This is a genomic window from Saccharomonospora xinjiangensis XJ-54 (genome assembly GCF_000258175.1).
In the GTDB taxonomy this organism is placed as follows: Bacteria; Actinomycetota; Actinomycetes; order Mycobacteriales; family Pseudonocardiaceae; genus Saccharomonospora; species Saccharomonospora xinjiangensis.
The window spans coordinates 3,073,654-3,092,134 of sequence record NZ_JH636049.1 but is presented as its reverse complement, the minus strand read 5'-3'; the positions used below and the strand labels follow the sequence as shown (position 1 = coordinate 3,092,134).

Genomic DNA, 18,481 nt, shown 5'->3' with positions numbered 1-18,481 from the left:
CGCGGTGACCGTGAAGCCGCTCGCGCCACACGACCCCCAGCGCGTCGGCCCCTACCGCCTTCTCGGTTCGCTCGGCGAGGGCGGGATGGGCCGCGTGCTGCTCGCGGTGGGGCCTGAGGGCAGGCCGGCCGCCGTCAAGGTGGTGCATGCCTCGCTCGCCCGCGACCCCGTTTTCCGTGAACGGTTCCGCAGGGAGATCGAAGCCTGCCGCAGGGTGTCCGGCGCCTACACCGCTCCCGTGCTGGCAGCCGATCCCAGCGCACCCGTTCCGTGGCTGGCGACGCTGTACGTGCCGGGACCGTCGCTTCGGCAGGTGGTGGCCGACACCGGAGTGCTGCCCCTTCCTTCCCTGCACCGGCTTGCGGTGGGACTCACCACGGCTCTCGCCGACATCCACCGCGCGGGGCTTGTCCACAGGGACCTCAAACCGAGCAACGTGCTGCTCACGCACGACGGTCCCAGGGTCATCGACTTCGGCATCGCCCGCGCCGTGACCGACGACGTCGAGCTGACGAGCACGGGGTCGGTCATCGGCTCGCCGGAGTTCATGTCGCCGGAGCAGGCACACGGCCACGCGCTGACCTCGGCCACCGACGTGTTCTCCCTCGGTTCCGTGCTCGTTCTCGCCGCAACGGGACGCAGCCCGTTCGCGGGGTCCTCGGCTGCTCAGACGCTGTACAACGTGGCGCACACCGAAGCCGACCTGACCGGTGTGCCGTCCCCGCTGCGCGAGATCGTCGCCGCGTGCCTGGACAAGGAGGCGCAGCGGCGGCCCACGGCGCACGCACTGCTCGACCGGCTCGCCGAGATCGGCACCGTCGCGCCGGGTGCGGCTCCCTGGCCACCCGCCGTGCACAAGGCCATCGGCCGTCAGGAGACGGAAGCGGGTCGTGTCCTGGCCGCCACGCCTCGCTCCGTGATGTCCGCACGGCGCAGGACCGCGCCGGTCGTGTGGTCCGGCGTCGCGGCGGTACTCGCGATCGGCGTCGCCGCTACTGTGGTCGCACTCGCGGGAGGCGGTGACAGCGGCGACGGCGCGGGCGGTGCCGCCGCTGGTGATCCCGGCTCCGCCGCCGTGCCGACAGCGCTGCCGGGCAACCAGTCCACCACAGTGAACGCGGAGCCGGACGACGATCCGCTCGGAGTGGCCACACTGCGCGGAACCGACCCCTGCGCTGTGCTGGCGAGCGAACCCGGCCTGACCGCCCGTCCCGCCGTGCACCTGTCGCGGTGCACGTACGAACACGAGGACGGCCACTGGTTCGACCTCGCTCTCGGCGACGCCGTACCCGCGACGCCGAACCCCGGCGACGACGTTGACGACACCGAACTCGACGGGCTCTCTCTCGTCGTCGATCACGGTGGTGAGGGCCGGTGTGAGGTCGTCGCCGTGCTCCCCGCGAATCCCACCCTCGGTGTGAGCGTCGAGGTCGGCCCTGGAGTCGGTGACGCCGTGGCCCGGCCCTGCGCCGAGGCGAGGGAACGGCTCTCCGTGGCACTCAACCGGCTCACAGACGGCGGAGCGAAGCGCGATCCCGATGCGGAATCGCTCGCGAACGTCGATCCGTGCTCGCTGATCGACACGAATGCGATCGCGGACATCTTCACGGTGAATCCGACCGTCGTCCCCGACGGCCTTCACGGGTGCGAGTGGGCCGTGTCGGGCACGCTGACGCTCCAGCTCGCCAAGGAGGTCGATCCGGCAGCCCTTCCGGACGACTGGGAGAAGCGACGTCTCGGCGCACACACCGTGTACCTGCAACGCGACCCGCGGCCCGGTAGCCCGTCCTGCGCCGTCGCCTGGGCACACCGGCCGTCCGAGGAGTCGTTCACCGAGACCGTGACCCTGCGCTACCGCGCCACAGCGACGGACCTTCCTGTCGAAGAGGTGTGCGCGGCCACCCGCTCCGCAGCGGAGCACGTCGTCGCGAGGTTGCCGAAGCCGTGAAACCACTCGAACCACACGACCCGCGTCAGGTGGGCCGCTACCGGATACTGGCCGTGCTCGGTGAGGGCGGCATGGGCAGGGCACTGCTGGCGGTGGGGCCTGACGGTCGGTTCGCCGCCGTGAAACTGGTGTCGCCCGCGCTCGCACACGACTCCGTTTTCCGCGCGAGATTCCGCAGGGAGGTGGAAGCCTCCCGGCGGGTCTCCGGCGCCTACACCGCCGCCGTCCTCGATGCCGACACCGAATCCGTGACCCCCTGGCTCGCGTCGCTGTACGTGCCGGGCCCCTCGCTGGCCGACGTTCTCGACGCCGCAGGCCCACTCGACGTCGCGGCCCTGCGCCATCTCGCCGTCACCCTCGCCGTCGCGCTGGCCGACATCCACAGGGCCGGGCTGGTGCACAGGGACCTCAAACCCGGCAACGTGCTGCTCACCCACGACGGGCCGCGCATCATCGACTTCGGCATCGCGCGCGCGTCCGACGGCTCGGACCTCACAGCCACCAACGCACTCATCGGATCACCGGCGTTCATGTCTCCCGAGCAGGCGCTCGGCGGCGAGATCACCCCGGCGAGCGACGTCTTCTCCCTCGGTTCCCTCCTGCTCACGGCGGCGACCGGGCAGCGACCTTTCGTCGGCACCTCCACTCCGCAGACGCTGTACAACGTCGCGCACACCGAACCCGACCTGGGTCCTCTCGCACCCGAGGTCAGGGAGTTCGTCGGACCGTGTCTTGCCAAGAACCCGGCAGAGCGGCCGACTCCCGCCCAGCTCGTCGAGAAACTCGGCCCGGTGTCGTCGGCGACGGCTCCCTGGCCGACCGCCGTCCACGCCCTCATCGCGAGGCAACAGCAGCGGCTGCGAACCGTGACGGCGACACCACCGCCCCCGCCACCACCGAGCACGGTGGACGGACGACGGCGCAGCGGGTACACGGTTCCCTTGGCTGCCTTGGCCTCGGCGGTGGTGGCGGTACTCGTCGTGGTCGTCGTCAACCTCACCTCCGCCGAGGAAGCTCCTCCCACCGGACCCCCGGCTCCGTCGGTGAGCGTCGAGGAGTCCCTCGCCTCGGAGCGGCTCCGCAGGGTTGACCCCTGCGCGGTGCTGGCGAAGACCCGAGTGCCGTCCATGGGGCTGCTCCTACCCGAGGAGGAGCCGATCTACCTCGACAGGTGCCGCTACGAAGGCACCGAGTCCGGCAGCATCACACTGACACTCGGAGAGGCGTTCGGCAGCGGACCCACCGAACCGGGCGCCGAGGGGCGTCCCGTCCAGCTCACCCACAACACCGGCGGCTGCGAGGCCGCCGTGCAGCTCACCGACGACCCTGCCCTCGCGGTACGGATCAGCGACTCGTCGTCCGACTCGTGCGCCACGCCGAAAACAGCGCTCGACGAGGCGCTGCGACGACTACGCGGCGACGACGTCCTGCGCGACCTGCCCTCACACAGCGCACTCGGCCTCGAGGTGTGCCTGCTGCTGAACGACGAGCAGGTCCGCGACGTCCTGGGCCCGGCGAGGTCGGCCGCCGACGGCCTGCACGGCTGCGAATGGAGCGGGACAACCAGCGTGCGGGTGCGTGTCGTCCCCGGAATCCCCGGCGCCTCGCCCGACGAGAACAGCTCGCCACTGTCGGTGGACGGCATCGACGCCAACGCCACGACCGACTCGGACGCCTACTGCGCGATCCGCTGGACGCAGCGGCAGATCAGCGACAGTCTCTCCGAGGAGATCGAGGTGTACTACCTCCAGGACAGTGGGGACGACCCGTGTGGACCCGCGCAGCGGCTCGCGAGCGAGATCGCCGCGAACCTGCCGCGCGGGTGAGGACTGCCGTCAGATGAGCCCCTGGGCGAGCATCGCATCGGCCACCCGCGTGTACCCCGCGATGTTGGCTCCCGCGACGTAGTTTCCCGGCATGCCGTACTCCTCGGCCGTTTCGAGGCAGCGCGTGTGAATACCGCGCATGATGTCCTCCAGCCGGTCCTCGGTGTACTCGAACGACCACGAGTCGCGCGAGGCGTTCTGCTGCATCTCCAGTGCCGAGGTCGCCACCCCGCCCGCGTTGGCGGCCTTGCCGGGGCCGAAGGAGACACCGGCTTCCTGGAACAAGCGCACGCCCTCGGGCGTGGTCGGCATGTTCGCGCCTTCGGCCACCACGACGCAGCCGTTACGCACGAGGCGCTTGGCCTCCTTGCCCGTGATCTCGTTCTGCGTCGCGCACGGCATGGCGACGTCACACGGGACGTCCCACACCTGCTGGCCCTCGATGTAACGGGCGTGGGAGATCAGGTCGGCGTAGGCGGAGATGCGTTCCCGCCTGACCTCCTTGACCTCCTTGAGCACCTCGACGTCGATGCCCTTCTCGTCCACGACGTAACCGCCGGAATCCGAGCACGCGATCACCTTGCCGCCGAGCTGGTGGACCTTCTCGATGGCGTAGATCGCCACGTTGCCCGAACCCGAGACGACCGCGGTCTTGCCTGCGAAGCCGTCACCCCGCGCCGCGAGCATCTCGTTGACGAAGAACGCGGTGCCGTATCCGGTTGCCTCGGTGCGCACCCGCGCTCCCCCGTAGATCAGGCCCTTCCCGGTGAGCACACCCGACTCGTAGCGGTTGGTGATGCGCTTGTACTGGCCGAACAGGTAGCCGATCTCCCTGCTCCCGACACCGATGTCACCGGCAGGGACGTCGGTGTATTCGCCGATGTGCCGGTGCAGCTCCGTCATGAAGCTCTGGCAGAAGCGCATGATCTCGCGGTCGGACTTGCCCTTGGGGTCGAAGTCGGACCCGCCCTTGCCGCCGCCGATGGGCAGCCCGGTGAGGGCGTTCTTGAAGATCTGCTCGAAGCCGAGGAACTTCACGATGCCGAGATACACCGAAGGGTGAAAACGCAGCCCTCCCTTATAGGGGCCGAGGGCGCTGTTGAACTCCATCCGGAAGCCGCGGTTGATGTGGATCTCGCCGGAGTCGTCCTCCCACGGCACCCGGAAGATGATCTGCCGCTCCGGCTCGCAGATGCGGGAGACGATCTTGGCATCGGCGTACTGCGGGTGCTTGCCGACAGCCGGTCCGATGCTTTCGAGGACCTCACGCACGGCCTGGTGGAATTCCGTCTCGCCGGGATTGCGCGCGAGTACTTCGGCGTAGACGCTCTCGAGCCGTTCGTGAATGGGCACACCCGCCTCCTGGACAGCTGTTCGATGACCGAATCGTTAACCCTCAACGAAACATTGCGACGCTTCAGGAGGCAAGACCGCGTGCGTCACCATGGGCCGGTTTCGCCGTGATGTCCGCCACCGGAGCGGCCGGGCGCGTGAACTGCGCCACGAACAGCCGTTTCCAGGAGCGCGAACGAGTTCCTGCCAGGCAGGAACTACGTCCGGCTTGGGGCGCCCATCAACTCGACGATCGCGGCTGTGACGCTCGCCGCCTGCTCGACGAGGTAGAAGTGCCCACCCGGATACGTCCTGAGTTCGAAGTGACCTGTCGTGTGACGTTCCCACGACCGTGCCTCATCGATACTGGCCTTCGGGTCGTTGTCCCCCACCATCGCGTACACCGGGCACGACAACGGCGGCCCCGGCTGGTAGCGGTAGGTCTCCGCTGCCTTGTAGTCGGCACGGATCGCGGGCAGCACAGCGCGCAGGATCTCCTCGTCCTTGAGCACCTGTGCCTCGGAGCCGCCGAGCGTGCCGATCTCGCGGACCAGCGTGTCGTCGTCCTCAAGGTGCACCGACTCCGCCCTGCCGCAGGAAGGAGCACGGCGCCCTGACGCGAACAGCGCCGACGCCACGATGCCCCGCTGTTCGAGGCGCAGGGCGATCTCGAAGGCCAGCGTCGCGCCCATGCTGTGGCCGAAGAAGGCGAGTGGCTTGTCGGTCCAGGGCACAAGCCTGGCCACGACGGCGTCGGCCAGCTCGGCGATGGTGTCGAGGCACCGCTCTGCCCTGCGGTCCTGCCGTCCCGGGTACTGGACGGCCAGCACCTCGAATCGCGGAGTCAGTGTCCTGGAAACCGGGAAGTAGAAACTGGCCGAACCACCGGCGTGAGGCAGGCAGACCAGCCTCGTGTCAGCCTCCGGCGCGGGATGAAAGCGCCGGATCCACAACTCGTTGTCGTCGCGCGTCATGTCTGCACCTCTTCGCCTCGATGTTGATCCCGCTGTCCGACAGTGCTGGTCGCGCGCCCGACAAGCAACCCCTTAGGGGTACCCCCGCCGCACAGGTAGGAGGACCCGGATCGGCATGGGACAGGAAGACCATCACGCCCCTGGAGTGGGTGTCCCGCCTCGAGGGCCGGCGTGGCCGCCGGAGGTGAGTTGCACCCCGAGTCAGCGAGACGCCATCACGAGGACCTGGACCTTTCAAGGCACCGTGATCTCCGGCGCGCAGCGGCCAGTGTGCCGCGGACCTATCGTGGTCGGCATGGACCCAGGGCTCATCCTGATTTTCGCCGTTGTCTGGGCCGCCACCGGGCTCGCGACCGGCCTCTGGATGATGCGCCGGGGACACGATGCACGGTGGCTCGTGATCTCGGTAGCGATGGGACCGCTGTTCGTGCCAATCGCCTTGGAGCGGGTCGAGCGCCGCCCTCGGCTGGCCGCATCCGGTCCGGGCGGTATCCCAGCAGCCGATCCCGAGAGGCTGCGGGAGCCAAGAGTGCTGATCGGCGTGGACGGGTCGCCGGAGTCGGAAGAGGCCCTGGCCACAGCACTTCACCTGTTCGGGAGCAAATTCGAAACCCTTGTGCTCGCGGAGGTCGTGTCCTACGACGCGACCGGCCACGAGGGCCGTGCAGCCGATGCGGCATTCGACGACGCCATGGGGCGGCTCACGGCGACGGCCGCTCGCCTCGGCGACGCTGTCCCGGCGAGTTTCGAGGTGCTGGCGGGTGCACCGGGTGCGTCACTTCGCCGGTTCGCGAAGGAGCAGGACATGGACCTGTTGATCGTCGGTCGGCGCGGTCGGGGTTTGGCGCGGCTGCTCGGCAGCGTCTCGGCCGATGTGGTCGCGCACTCATCCGTTCCTGTTCTCGTCGTTGGACCCGTTTCTACCTCGATGCCGAAGACCGAGACTAGGGATGCGCCGGGTCAGAATCAGTAGGGTCGCAAGGGACACTCGGCCACACGGCGAAAGGTCACGGAAACCACCCGGTGACCCAACAGCTGCCACTCCAGCCTCAGGCACAAGTGGCGTCGTGTTCGCACCAGCGCCGTCGTTCACGGCAAGGCAGGGTGGGTACTGATGTCTCCATCCAGTCCCACGCAGAGCAATGCACCTCACGGGCTCGCGACCCACGAGGTCGTGCTGCTGCTGGAAACCGACCAGCACCGAGGACTTACCGATAAGCAGGTCGCCGAGCGTCTCGCCAGGTTCGGGCACAACATCCTGCCCCCGCCGCGAGGTGTGGGGATGCTGCGGCGCATCCTCCGCCAGTTCCACCACCCGCTGATTTATGTCCTACTCGCCGCCGGAGCGATCACGGCCGCGCTCGCCGAATACATCGATTCCTCGGTGATCTTCGGTGTGGTCGTTGTCAACGCGCTCGTGGGCTTCATCCAGGAATCCAAGGCCGAGGCAGCCCTCGAAGGTCTGCGGTCGATGGCGAGGACACGAGCGAGGGTGGTTCGCGACGGCCGGGAAAGGACGGTGGCGTCCGAGAACCTCGTCCCCGGTGATCTGGTGCTGCTCGAAGCAGGCGACAAGGTACCTGCCGATCTGCGGCTGATCCGCCTGACCGAGTTCAGGGTGAACGAGTCGGCACTGACCGGCGAATCAGTCCCCGTCGCCAAGGACGGGGCGGTGTTGCCGACAACGGTGCCCGTCGCCGACCGGCACAACATGGCGTACTCGGGCACCCTGGTCACCTCGGGAAGCGGCGCCGGGATCGTGGTCGCGACCGGGGCCGAGACCGAACTGGGCGAGATCCACCGCCTCGTGGGGGCAGCGGAAACACTCGACACGCCACTGACCCAGCAGCTCGCCAGGTTCAGCAGAATCCTCACCGTCGGCATCCTCGGACTGGCCGCGGTCACGTTCGCCGTGGGACTGCTGCGGGGGCAGGACGCTGCGGGGACCTTCACGGCGGCGATCGCCCTCGCCGTCGGCGCGATTCCCGAGGGACTCCCGGCCGCGGTCACGATCACCCTGGCCATCGGCGTCGGAAGGATGGCACGCCGCCGAGCGGTCGTTCGCAGACTGCCTGCTGTGGAAACCCTCGGCAGCACCACGGTGATCTGCTCGGACAAGACCGGCACTCTGACCGAGAACCAGATGACCGTGCGTACCGTGTGGACTCCCGACGGCGGCGTCGAGGTCACCGGCTCCGGCTACCGGCCGGAGGGCACGCTGCTCGGCGACGACGGCACTCCGATCGACACGACGGACCCGACCGGCCTCGGCGCGGCGCTTCGGTGGTCGCTGCTGGCGGGAGCCGCCTGCAACGACGCCTCGCTCAGCGAGCGCGACGGACACTGGGACATCGTGGGTGATCCCACCGAGGGTGCGATGCTGGTGGTGGGCGCCAAGGCGGGATTCACCCCGGACCGCGTCGCCGAGCTGCTCCCCCGGCAGGCGACCATCCCGTTCAGCTCGGAACGTCAGTACATGGCGACCCTCCATCGCGATGCCATGACGACACCGGCACCGCAGGCACCGTCCTCCGCCGATCACGTCGTGCTCGCGAAGGGCGCCGTCGAACGGGTACTGGACCTCTGCGCTGGTCAACTGTCCGACGGCACGGTCTCGCCACTCGACCGCGCCGAGGTGCTGCGCGCCGCCGACGACCTGGCAGGAAAGGGGTTGCGGGTGCTGGCCACGGCCATGCGTCCCGTGACGGCGCGGGACGAGTTCGGGGATGACTCGTTGCCAGGCACGATGGTGCTGACCGGGCTACAGGCCATGCTCGATCCGCCGCGTGCTGCCGCTGCCGCTGCCGTCGCGGCCTGCCACACCGCAGGCATCTCCGTGCGCATGATCACCGGGGATCATGCCGCGACCGCCACCGCGATCGCGGGCAAGGTCGGTCTTCTCGACGCGGCCGGTGAGCCTCCCGTGCTCGGTCGGCGCCGCGCCGGCCGTGTACTGACGGGCACCGACCTTGCCGAGTTGCCTGCCGAGGAACTGCCCGACGCTGTCGAGCGTGCGACCGTCTTCGCGAGGGTGTCCCCGGAACTGAAGCTCCGGCTCGTGGAGGCGTTGCAGTCGAGGGGGCACGTGGTCGCGATGACGGGAGACGGCGTCAACGACGCTCCGGCACTGCGTCAGGCCGCCATCGGGGTCGCCATGGGACGCAGTGGCACCGAGGTCGCGAAGGACGCCGCCGACATGGTTCTCACCGACGACGACTTCGCCACCATCGAAGCCGCCGTCGAAGAAGGCCGCGGTGTCTTCGACAACCTCACCAAATTCATCACGTGGACCCTGCCGACCAACATCGGTGAGGGACTGGTGATCCTCGCCGCGATCGTGTTCGGTGCCGCGCTGCCGATCCTGCCGACGCAGATCCTGTGGATCAACATGACCACGGCCGTCGCGCTGGGTCTGATGCTCGCGTTCGAGCCGAAGGAAGCCGGGATCATGGCAAGGCCCCCACGTGATCCGGGGCAACCGCTGCTCACCCGCGCGCTGGTGATGCGAATCCTGCTGGTCTCCAGCCTGCTGGTGGGGGGATCGTGGTGGCTGTTCGAGTGGGAACTCGCCCACGGGGCGAACCTGGCCGAGGCCCGCACGGCGGCGCTGAACCTCTTCGTCATGGTCGAGGCCTTCTACCTGTTCAGCTGCCGCTCGCTGACCAGGTCCGCATGGCGCATCGGGCTGTTCTCCAATCGGTGGATCACGGTCGGTGCCACTGCGCAGGCGATCGGCCAGCTCGCCATCACCTACCTCCCGGCCATGAACACCGTGTTCGGCACCGCACCCATCGGCGGGGGCGTGTGGCTGCGCATCCTCGCCATCTCCGGTGTCGCCGCCCTCGTCGTCGCCATCGACAAGCGGCTGCGACGCTGAGAAGCCGGTTCTCAGGGGCGTTGGCCGGCCGTGCGGGACCGCGCGGTGAACACCACGGCTGGGATGATCGCCAGGGAGAGCACTCCACCGACAACGGCGAGAGTGGCGTAGTCACCGGCCGCCATGACCAGACCCGATGCCATCCCACCCCCAGCTCCCGAGATCGCGATGGCGACGTCCACGGTGCCCTGTGTCTTGGCGCGGGTCGCCAAGGGAACGCTGTCCGTGATCATCGCGGTACCGCTGACCAGGCCGAAGTTCCAGCCGATACCCAGCAGCGCGAGCGCAAGTGCCAGCAGACCGACGGAGTCGGCAGGCGACAGCGCGGCGAGCAGCCCCGAGACGAGGAGTGTGACGGCGGATGCCACGGCGAGCCAAAGCCGCCCGAACCTGTCGGCGAGCAGTCCGCTCAGAGGCGAAGGCAGGTACATGCCCGCGACGTGGATGGCGATGACGGCACCGACCGCACCCACACCGTGTCCGTGATGCTGCATGTGCACGGGGGTCATGGTCATGACAGCCACCATGACGAGCTGGGTGAGCACCATGATCGTCGCGCCGAGCACGATCCACCCGTTGCCGCCCGCCGTCCCGGACGGGTTCCGCCCCTGCTCGTCGGCGTCCGAACCGTCGGCCGACTCGGCCGCGAGGCGCCGCGCCGTGAGCAGAGGGTCGGGTCGCAACAGGAGCCACAGCACCGTTCCCGCCGCCGCATAGGCGAGTGCGGCCAACAGGAAAGGACCCGCGAGGCGCGGGATGCCGATCGCGCCTGCCACGTCACCGGTGAGCGTCGCCAGGTTCGGACCGGCAACAGCGCCGAACGTGGTGGCCACGAGCACGGTGCTGACTGCCCTGCCCCGATGGCGCGCCGCCGCGAGATCCGCTCCGGCGTAGCGGGCTTGGAGGTTCGTCGCTGTGCCCGCGCCATACACGAACAGCGACGCGAACAGCAGGGGCACATTGCCGGAGGCCGCGGCGGCGACAACGCCGAGGCTTCCCAGCGCGCCGACACCGTAGCCGAGGGAGAGGCCCGCACGGCGGCCGAGACGCTGCGAGATCCGGCCGACGAGCACCGCCGAAGCGGCGGACCCGATCGTGAACAGGGCGCTGGGCAGGCCGGAAAGGCTGGTCGTGCCCAGCATGTCCTTGGCAAGCAATGCCCCGACGGTGATACCGGCCGCGAGACCGGCGCCGCTGAGGATCTGGGCCGCGACGAGCACGCGGAGCACGCGACGGTGGGCTGGGTGGGATCGCTGTGACGCTTCGGTGGTGGCGGCGGTCAACGGGGGTTGCCTTTCCGTGCCGGTTGGGGGTCGGGGTTCGGGGCCGGGAGTCACACGTCCTGCGGCTTCGCGGACAGCTCACGTCTCGACGGGGAGTTCGGCGAGCCGCCACTCCAGCATTCCTTCGGTGAGCCTGCGAGCGCGGCGACCGTGAGCATGGAGCAGGCGAACCGCGTCGTGGGCGAGTACGCAATAGCGCCCGCGACAGTAGGCGACCACCTCTTGATCAGCCGGTACGTCGTGGAGTCTGTCCTCGAGTTCGTCAACGGGTATCGACACCGCGCCCGGTATGTGACCGGCCTCGTACTCCTCACGCGGGCGTACGTCGAGCACGAGGACCGTGCCGCTGCGAACCCGGCGCAGCAACTCGTCGCGGCCGACCTGTTCGGCACTGTCGGCACTAGGACCGCTACCGAAGTAGGAGGCGCGGGCGGCTTCCACGTCGGGCAGGTGCGCGCCCGCGACCGCGCGCAGCTGGGCGTACAGGACGGCGACGTCGGTTCCGGCGAGCCGGTAGTAGACCTTGGTGCCCTCTCGCCGGGTGCTGACCAGGTTCGCCCGCTTGAGCGTCTGCAAATGCGCTGAGGCGGTCGTCAGGCCCAGGTTCGCCGTCCGCGCCAGCGCGTCCACGGTGCGCTCACCCTGCGCGAGGAGGTCCAGAAGCTCAAGTCGTTTACCGCTTGCCAGCGCTTTGCCGACCCTGGCGAACTGGTCGAACAACACGGCTTTGGCGTCGCGATCGCCCATGATCCTCCAATCATCCATGGAATAGCGTATAACTGGATCGGGGGATTGACCAGCCGTTCGCGTAAGGAGGCGACGTGACCTGCACCGTGCTGCACGCCGAGGCCGCGAACCGTCCCGGCCACCGGGCCCACAGCGCCACGGAAACCCGGGTAGAGCCGTGCCGTCACCTCACCCTCGGTGCTCGGCGATCGGAGCCGACGAGGTGAGCCGCTCCCCCGTACGACTCGGCCTGCGTGCGAACCTGGCGCAGTTCAGCCTCCTCGTCGCGGTCAACGCCCTGGTCGGCGGCATGGTGGGACAGGAGCAGACCGTACTCCCGCTACTCGCCGAGCAGGAGTTCCGGCTCACCGGCTACACGTTCCTGCTGACCTACGTGCTCGTGTTCGGCCTCAGCAAGGCCGCGACCAACTACTTCGCGGGCACCTGGTCCGACCGGTTCGGCCGTAAACCCGTGCTGATCGCGGGCTGGCTGATCGCCATCCCGGTGCCCGCGATGCTGATCCTGGCTCCGCACTGGGGCTGGATCGTGGCGGCCAACGTCCTCCTCGGCATCAACCAGGGTCTGACCTGGTCAACCACGGTGATCATGAAGGTGGACCTTGTGGGCCCCCGGCAGCGCGGGCTCGCCATGGGCCTCAACGAGGCAGCCGGATACGGTGCCGTCGCGATCACCTCGGTCCTTGCCGGCTACCTCGCCGAACAGTACGGACTCCGCCCAGCCCCGTTCCTGCTCGGCGCCGCCTACATTGTGCTCGCGCTCGCCCTTTCGACCCTCTTGGTTCGCGAGACCCGCGAGTTCGCCAGCCTCGAAGCGGCACAGTTCGCCGACGGCACCGGCGAAGCGGCTCCGGAGTTGACCGACCGGCAGGTCTTCACCCGCACGACCCTCACCGACCCTGCCCTGTCGTCGGCCAGTCAGTCCGGTCTCGTCAACAACCTCAACTTCGGGCTGTCCTGGGGGCTGTTCCCCCTGCTGTTCTCCGGCGCGGGCCTTCCCGTGAACCGGGTGGGGCTCCTCGTCGCCCTGTATCCCGCCGTCTGGGGAGCCGGTCAGCTCGTCACGGGGGCGCTGTCCGACAGGTGGGGCCGCAAGCACCTCATCACGGCCGGCATGCTCACCCAGGCCGTTGCTCTCGCCCTCATCGCGGTCGGCAACGACTTCTCCGCGTGGGCGGTCGCCACCGTTCTGCTCGGCGCGGGAACCGCCATGGTCTACCCGACCCTGCTCGCAGCCATCGGCGACGTCGCCCATCCCAGCTGGCGTGCCCGATCCGTCGGTGTCTACCGGCTCTGGCGCGACAGCGGCTACGCCGCCGGTGCGCTCCTCGGCGGTGTCGTCGCCGATCTCGTGGACCTGCGCGCTGCCGTGTGGGCCGCCGCTGCGCTGAGTCTCGCCTCCGGTATCACGGTCGCCGTGCGAATGTACGAGACGCATCCCACCCGCTCGACGCCACCGATGCCGTGACCGGCGGCGCCTAACGCAACTCCGCGCGCCGTCGCCGGTACTCCTCCTCGTCGATCTCCCCGCGGGCGAACCTCTCGTCAAGGATCCGCCGCGCGTCGCCACCCTGTGGCGAGCGCCGATTCGAGATCGACCACACGACGACGCCAGCGACGACGGTCACGAGGAGGACGATCATCGCGAACCACACCCAGATCCAGCCTGCGGACGCACAGCCCATCATTCCGGCATCACCTCCGTGACATCGATCGCACAGCGCGAACGCCGTCATCGTTCGATCGTCTCCAGCGCGGAACGTAGTCGCCGCAGGGCCTCGTCAGCGATCGGCTGCAAGCCGGGCTCCTTTGGCACGGTGACCATCACCTGCGGGTCGAGAGCCTCCACCACGGTCGAATCACCGTCGGCCCGCACCACGACGTTGCAGGGCAACAACATCCCGATCCTGCGGTCCACACCGAGCGCCCGATGCGCGAGTTGCGGGTTACACGCTCCCAAGATCAGATAGGGCTCGGTCTCCTCGCCCAGCTTCGATTTCAACGTCGCCTGCACGTCGATCTCGGTCAGCACGCCGAACCCCTGCTCGGCGAGCGCGGCACGTACCCGCTCGACTGTCTCGCCCATCGGTGCTTGTAGCCGCACGGCGATGCCGTAGTTCACGTCGATCACTCTCCTCGGGGTCCGACCGCCTGAGCCCGGCGGTCACCGCCGACCGGATACCCTCCAGCCACGCAACGCACTCATCCGGGTGACAACGTCGGATGAGCGCGCGCCCCGCCGAGTTCGAGCCCGAAACGTGCTCACCGAACACCACGACCACGACGAAGAGCCGCGCGTGTCGCGATCGGGCATGCGCAACGGCGGACTTCCCCGCCACACAAAGGAAACGAGGCCACTCCCACCTCAGCGGGAACAGCCTCACAGAATGATCGAAACTTCACGAATCTGGTGGAGCTGAGGGGAATCGAACCCCTGACCTTCTCGATGCGAACGAGACGCGCTACCAACTGCGCTACAGCCCCTTTTCAATTGCCCGGTGAGCATAGCAACCCGGCCACACCCACCGAGCAAGGGGGTCCCTATTCCCCCGCGGCCTTCCGGTACGAATAGCGCCCCGGGTCGTCGAGTTCGTGGAACGCCGGGTCCTCGTCCTCGAGATCGACCACGACTGCCTGCCTGCGCACCCTCGTGGTCGGCATCGGCTTGCGCTCGGCCCCCACTACGTCGCCGGGTTCGCTGACGACCACCTCGACGTCCTCGACCAGGCCCGCACGACGAGGCGTGCGTCGCGAAGCCGCCCTCAGCCTGGCAAGCCTGCGCTGCCGGATCTCCTCCTCGATACGGACCTGCCTGCGCAGGTAGACGAGGTACGCGACGAGGACCACGTCAACAGCGCCGTGTGCCCACCACAGCACCGGAAGCACGACACCAGCAACGACCGCCGTGGTCACCACCGTCAGCAACAGCATCACGACCACGCGCTGGCGGAAGGCGTACTTCGCCTTGGCCGCGAGCGCGGCGGCTTCGGGGTCGAATCCGCCTCGGCCCGGCCGATAGCGCCGCACAGCACGGCGCTCGATCACCGCGTTGCGCTCCGAGGAGATCTCACCGTCGTCGCCGTCGTCATCCCCGTCATGGTGGTCTTTTTCGTACGTATCGTCCTCGTCACCGTAGGCATCGCCGTCGCCGTCGCTGTCGCCGGAACACTCGGGACCGTCGTAGGCATCCCGAAGGCCGTCGTCCGCGCCCTCGAAGTCCTCGCCGTCCTCGCCGTCCTCGCCGGCCACCGAGTCCACGGCCCCCTGTTCGGACTCACCGCCCGACGTCCGCCGCGCACTCCCGCTGCGCACCACCCGCGCGGCAAGAGCCGCGTCGTTGGTCTGCGTTATGACCTGTCGCTTGCGCGCGACCATGGGAACGAGGACGGCAAGCCATGCCGCAGCGAGCCCCACGATGATCAACGAGCTGGGCACTCCGTCACCTCCCCCGACCTGTACTGCGCGCCGTCGTGAAGGATGCGTTGAACCTCACGGCCCTTGTCCCGCCCTCACTCCGACTCTCGCCACGCTAGTCACAGGAGTAACAGAAAACGCGGAGGCTCGCCGGATGGTTTTCCGACTCACCTGGTTGACCTACGTTCGCTTCACGCGAAATCAACGCTGCTCAGGCAAGGTGACCTTGCCCGTAGCGACGAGCCGGGAGACGACGCCGTCGCCCGTCTCCTCCGCCGTGACGGCGTAGCACAGGTGATCCCGCCACTCACCCTGCACCTGGAGGTAACGGCGGAACAGACCTTCCTCGCGGTAGCCCGCCTTCTCCAGCACCCGCAGGCTCGCCGCGTTCTCCGGCCGGACCGTCGCTTCCAGCCGGTGCAGGCCGCCTTCTCTGAAGGCGTGATCGGTGGCCAACGCCACCGCCGCCGTCGCCACACCCCCTCCGGCGACCGTGGAGGCCACCCAGTAGCCGATCCACGCGGAGCGCAGCGCGGCCCTGATCACGTTGCCGATCGTGAGCTGCCCCGCGAACACATCGTCCACAGTGATCGCGAAGGGGAAACACTGACCACGCCGGGCAAGGCGCCGCAACGCGGACCACTGGGACGGCCACGCGGCGACGGCGTTGCGCTCACGCCACGTGCCGGGCTGGGCGGGCTCCCAGCGTTCGAGGTACTCGCGGTCCCGGAGTCGCAGACGGCTCCATTCGCTGGCGTCCCGAAGCCGCAGCGGCCGTAGCCGGACGGTGCCGGACGGGACCATCAGCGGCCCCGCCTTCGCGGGCCAGCCGGGGCGTTGAGGCTCGGCCACATACGGCGTGCCGTACCCGGTGGACATGACCGCTTCCGGCTATGCGCGTGGCGCGAGGAAGGCCACCTTGACCTGCTCCCCCGCGGCGACGTCCGTCAGGTCTTCGTCCACATTGATCAGACAGTTGGCCTCGGCGAGCGAGGTGAGGAGGTGGGAGCCGCCTGTTCCGAGTGGTTGAACCAGATACTCGCCGTTGCTCTCGTCACGCAGCAACTGCCCGCGCAGGTAGCCACGGCGCCCCTTCGTCGAGGTGACGGGCGACAGCAGCCGCGCCTCCACCGTCCTCCGGTGAGGATGCCGGGTGCCGCGGGCAGCGCGGATCAGCGGACGCACCATCACCTCGAACACCACGAGCGCGCTCATCGGGTTGCCCGGGATCAGGAAGGTGGGCACCGCATCGGGGCCGAGTCTGCCGAACGCCTGCGTCGAACCAGGGTGCATGGCGACCCGCGTCGTGTCGATGTCGCCGAGGTCGGAGAGAGCGGCCTGCACCTCGTCGCCGATACCGCCGCCTGCGCCCCCCGCCACGACGATCACCTCGGACATCAGCAGCCTGCCCTCCACCGTCTCCCGCAGCCTCCTCGGGTCGAGGGGGACGATGCCGACCCGGCTCACCTCCGCGCCCGCGTCCCTGGCGGCTGCGGCGAGCGCGTACGAGTTCACGTCGTAGACCTGGCCGACGGCAGGCGTGCGGTCGATGTCCACCAGTTCGTCGCCGACGGAAATGATCGACACTCTCGGCCGGGGATGCACGAGCACCTTCGAACGGCCCACAGCGGCCAGCAGACCCACCTGCGCGGCCCCGATCGTGTCGCCCTTGCGCACGGCGACGTCGCCGGTCTGGACGTCTTCCCCCGTCCTGCGGACGTATCCGTGCGAGGGAACAGCCTTGCGCACCGTCACCTTCGCAGCCCCACCGTCGGTGTAGGAGCCCGGCACGACGGCATCCGCGAGCGTGGGAAGCGGTGCGCCGGTGGCCACCCGCACGGCCTGGCCTGGCTGGAGGCGCCTCGGCTGCCGTGACCCGGCCGGAATCTCGCCGACCACCGGCATCTCGACGGGCTCCTCGTTGGCCGTGCGGACATCGACGCTGCGCACGGCGTAACCATCGACGGCGGCCTGGTCGAAACCAGGCAGTGCCTGATCGGCGACGACCTCCTCGGCGCAGAGCAAGCCCTGCGCCTCGGAGATCGCCACCCGAACAGGACGGGGACGCACCGCTGCCTTCAACAGCAGTGCGAGATGGTCCTCGACCGACCGCAGCTCGGCTCTCGGGTGCGTGACGACGGTCGATTCGGTCTCACTCATCAGCCGGCGGTACCGATCCGTTCGATCAGCCACTCACGCAGGGAGGGGCCGTAGTCGGGATTGTCGAGGGCGAAATCGACGGCCGCGCGCAGGAAGCCGCCTGGGTTGCCGAGGTCGTGCCGCCCTCCGTGGTGCACGACGACATGCACAGGGTGCCCTTCGGAGATCAGCAACGCGACGGCGTCGGTCAGCTGGAGTTCCCCGCCGGAGCCGGGCTCGATGCGCTTGAGCGCGTCGAAGATCGCGCGGTCGAGCAGGTAGCGGCCCGCCGCTGCGAAAGTGGACGGCGCAGCCTCAGGGGCAGGTTTCTCCACCATGCCGTGAACCCGCTTGACGTCGGCGTCGTCGGTGTCGGAGACGTCGAAAACACCGTAGGGCGAGATCTGGTCCTTCGGGATGTCGAAGGCGCACAGGACGCTGCCGCCGTACCGGGCGCGCACCTCGGCCATCTTGGACAGCACGCCCGCGGGCAGCACAAGATCGTCGGGCAGCAGCACCGCGACGGCCGTGTCGGAGTCGTCCAGGTTCTTTTCCGCCTGCGCGACGGCGTGGCCCAGGCCGAGTGCCTCCTCCTGGATCGCCACCTCGACGTCCAGCAGCGCCGGTGCCCTCCGCACCTTCTCCAGCAACTCCGTCTTGCCCTTACGCTCCAGCGCTGCCTCCAGTTCGGGCTTGCCGGAGAAGTAGTCGGCAACCGACTTCTTCTCGGGGGAGGTGACGATCACCATGCGCCGTGCCCCCGCCTTGGCGGCCTCGCTCGCGACGATCTCGATCCCCGGGGTGTCAACGACCGGTAGCAGCTCCTTCGGAACGGCCTTCGTGGTGGGGAGAAATCTCGTGCCGAGCCCGGCAGCCGGCACGATGGCGGTCCGGAACGTGGTCTCAATCGTGGCGCCCGTCATGGCCGCAAAGCCTAGCCTGGT

At 68.9% G+C, this 18,481-nt stretch carries 15 protein-coding genes and 1 tRNA gene; 5 read left to right on the top strand and 11 right to left on the bottom strand.

The window, feature by feature from the left end; all coding sequences use genetic code 11:
- Positions 1-4: 4 nt before the first annotated feature.
- Together SACXIDRAFT_RS13945 and SACXIDRAFT_RS13940 are read left to right on the top strand one after the other, a co-directional pair.
- Positions 5-1,948 carry a serine/threonine-protein kinase gene (locus tag SACXIDRAFT_RS13945; RefSeq protein WP_006239211.1) on the top strand — a complete coding sequence of 648 codons (1,944 nt, stop codon included), beginning with the start codon at positions 5-7 and terminating at the stop codon, positions 1,946-1,948.
- Positions 1,945-3,774: a serine/threonine-protein kinase gene (locus SACXIDRAFT_RS13940; RefSeq protein ID WP_006239210.1), complete on the top strand. Its 1,830-nt coding sequence runs from the start codon at positions 1,945-1,947 to the stop codon at positions 3,772-3,774. Before SACXIDRAFT_RS13945 ends, SACXIDRAFT_RS13940 begins: the two co-directional genes overlap by 4 nt.
- Before the next feature lie 9 nt (positions 3,775-3,783).
- On the opposite strand, the gene gdhA is transcribed toward SACXIDRAFT_RS13940, so the two are convergent.
- Together gdhA and SACXIDRAFT_RS13930 are read right to left on the bottom strand one after the other, a co-directional pair.
- Positions 3,784-5,127, bottom strand: coding sequence for an NADP-specific glutamate dehydrogenase (gene gdhA, locus SACXIDRAFT_RS13935; protein WP_006239209.1), 1,344 nt, complete (start codon positions 5,125-5,127; stop codon positions 3,784-3,786).
- Positions 5,128-5,324: 197 nt separating this feature from the next.
- A complete protein-coding gene (locus SACXIDRAFT_RS13930) occupies positions 5,325-6,080 on the bottom strand; it encodes a thioesterase II family protein (RefSeq protein WP_006239208.1) in 756 nt (251 codons plus the stop codon).
- A 295-nt stretch (positions 6,081-6,375) separates the two neighbouring features.
- On the opposite strand from SACXIDRAFT_RS13930, the gene SACXIDRAFT_RS13925 reads away from it, so the two are divergent.
- Positions 6,376-7,053, top strand: coding sequence for a universal stress protein (locus tag SACXIDRAFT_RS13925; protein ID WP_040922181.1), 678 nt, complete (start codon positions 6,376-6,378; stop codon positions 7,051-7,053).
- A gap of 141 nt (positions 7,054-7,194) precedes the next feature.
- Complete coding sequence (locus tag SACXIDRAFT_RS13920) at positions 7,195-9,957, top strand: cation-transporting P-type ATPase (protein WP_006239206.1); 2,763 nt, start codon at positions 7,195-7,197, stop codon at positions 9,955-9,957.
- Between the two features lie 11 nt (positions 9,958-9,968).
- Here the strand turns inward: SACXIDRAFT_RS13920 and SACXIDRAFT_RS13915 are convergent, their stop codons facing one another.
- Positions 9,969-11,177: an MFS transporter gene (locus tag SACXIDRAFT_RS13915; protein WP_040922660.1), complete on the bottom strand. Its 1,209-nt coding sequence runs from the start codon at positions 11,175-11,177 to the stop codon at positions 9,969-9,971.
- Positions 11,178-11,318: 141 nt separating this feature from the next.
- The gene (locus SACXIDRAFT_RS13910) at positions 11,319-11,987 is read right to left on the bottom strand and encodes an ArsR/SmtB family transcription factor (RefSeq protein WP_006239204.1); all 669 of its coding nucleotides are present in this window, start codon (positions 11,985-11,987) and stop codon (positions 11,319-11,321) included.
- 202 nt (positions 11,988-12,189) lie between these two features.
- Between SACXIDRAFT_RS13910 and SACXIDRAFT_RS13905 the strand changes: the two genes are divergently transcribed.
- Complete coding sequence (locus SACXIDRAFT_RS13905; protein WP_006239203.1) at positions 12,190-13,452, top strand: MFS transporter; 1,263 nt, start codon at positions 12,190-12,192, stop codon at positions 13,450-13,452.
- Positions 13,453-13,462: 10 nt separating this feature from the next.
- Here the strand turns inward: SACXIDRAFT_RS13905 and SACXIDRAFT_RS13900 are convergent, their stop codons facing one another.
- The 7 genes from SACXIDRAFT_RS13900 to SACXIDRAFT_RS13870 all read right to left on the bottom strand — a co-directional run bounded on the left by SACXIDRAFT_RS13900 (position 13,463) and on the right by SACXIDRAFT_RS13870 (position 18,460).
- A complete protein-coding gene (locus SACXIDRAFT_RS13900; protein ID WP_006239202.1) occupies positions 13,463-13,672 on the bottom strand; it encodes an SHOCT domain-containing protein in 210 nt (69 codons plus the stop codon).
- 44 nt (positions 13,673-13,716) lie between these two features.
- Positions 13,717-14,106, bottom strand: a complete 390-nt coding sequence (locus SACXIDRAFT_RS13895) for a DUF302 domain-containing protein (RefSeq protein ID WP_006239201.1) — start codon at positions 14,104-14,106, stop codon at positions 13,717-13,719.
- Between the two features lie 286 nt (positions 14,107-14,392).
- Positions 14,393-14,468 (bottom strand) — tRNA-Ala (locus tag SACXIDRAFT_RS13890).
- Between the two features lie 57 nt (positions 14,469-14,525).
- Positions 14,526-15,419: a divisome protein SepX/GlpR gene (gene sepX / locus SACXIDRAFT_RS13885; protein ID WP_006239200.1), complete on the bottom strand. Its 894-nt coding sequence runs from the start codon at positions 15,417-15,419 to the stop codon at positions 14,526-14,528.
- A 180-nt stretch (positions 15,420-15,599) separates the two neighbouring features.
- Complete coding sequence (locus SACXIDRAFT_RS13880) at positions 15,600-16,277, bottom strand: GNAT family N-acetyltransferase (protein ID WP_006239199.1); 678 nt, start codon at positions 16,275-16,277, stop codon at positions 15,600-15,602.
- A gap of 12 nt (positions 16,278-16,289) precedes the next feature.
- Entirely contained in the window at positions 16,290-17,558 is a 1,269-nt protein-coding gene (gene glp, locus SACXIDRAFT_RS13875; RefSeq protein ID WP_006239198.1) for a molybdotransferase-like divisome protein Glp, read from the bottom strand.
- Complete coding sequence (locus tag SACXIDRAFT_RS13870) at positions 17,558-18,460, bottom strand: UTP--glucose-1-phosphate uridylyltransferase (RefSeq protein ID WP_006239197.1); 903 nt, start codon at positions 18,458-18,460, stop codon at positions 17,558-17,560. Before SACXIDRAFT_RS13870 ends, glp begins: the two co-directional genes overlap by 1 nt.
- Between the last annotated feature and the right edge of the window lie 21 nt (positions 18,461-18,481).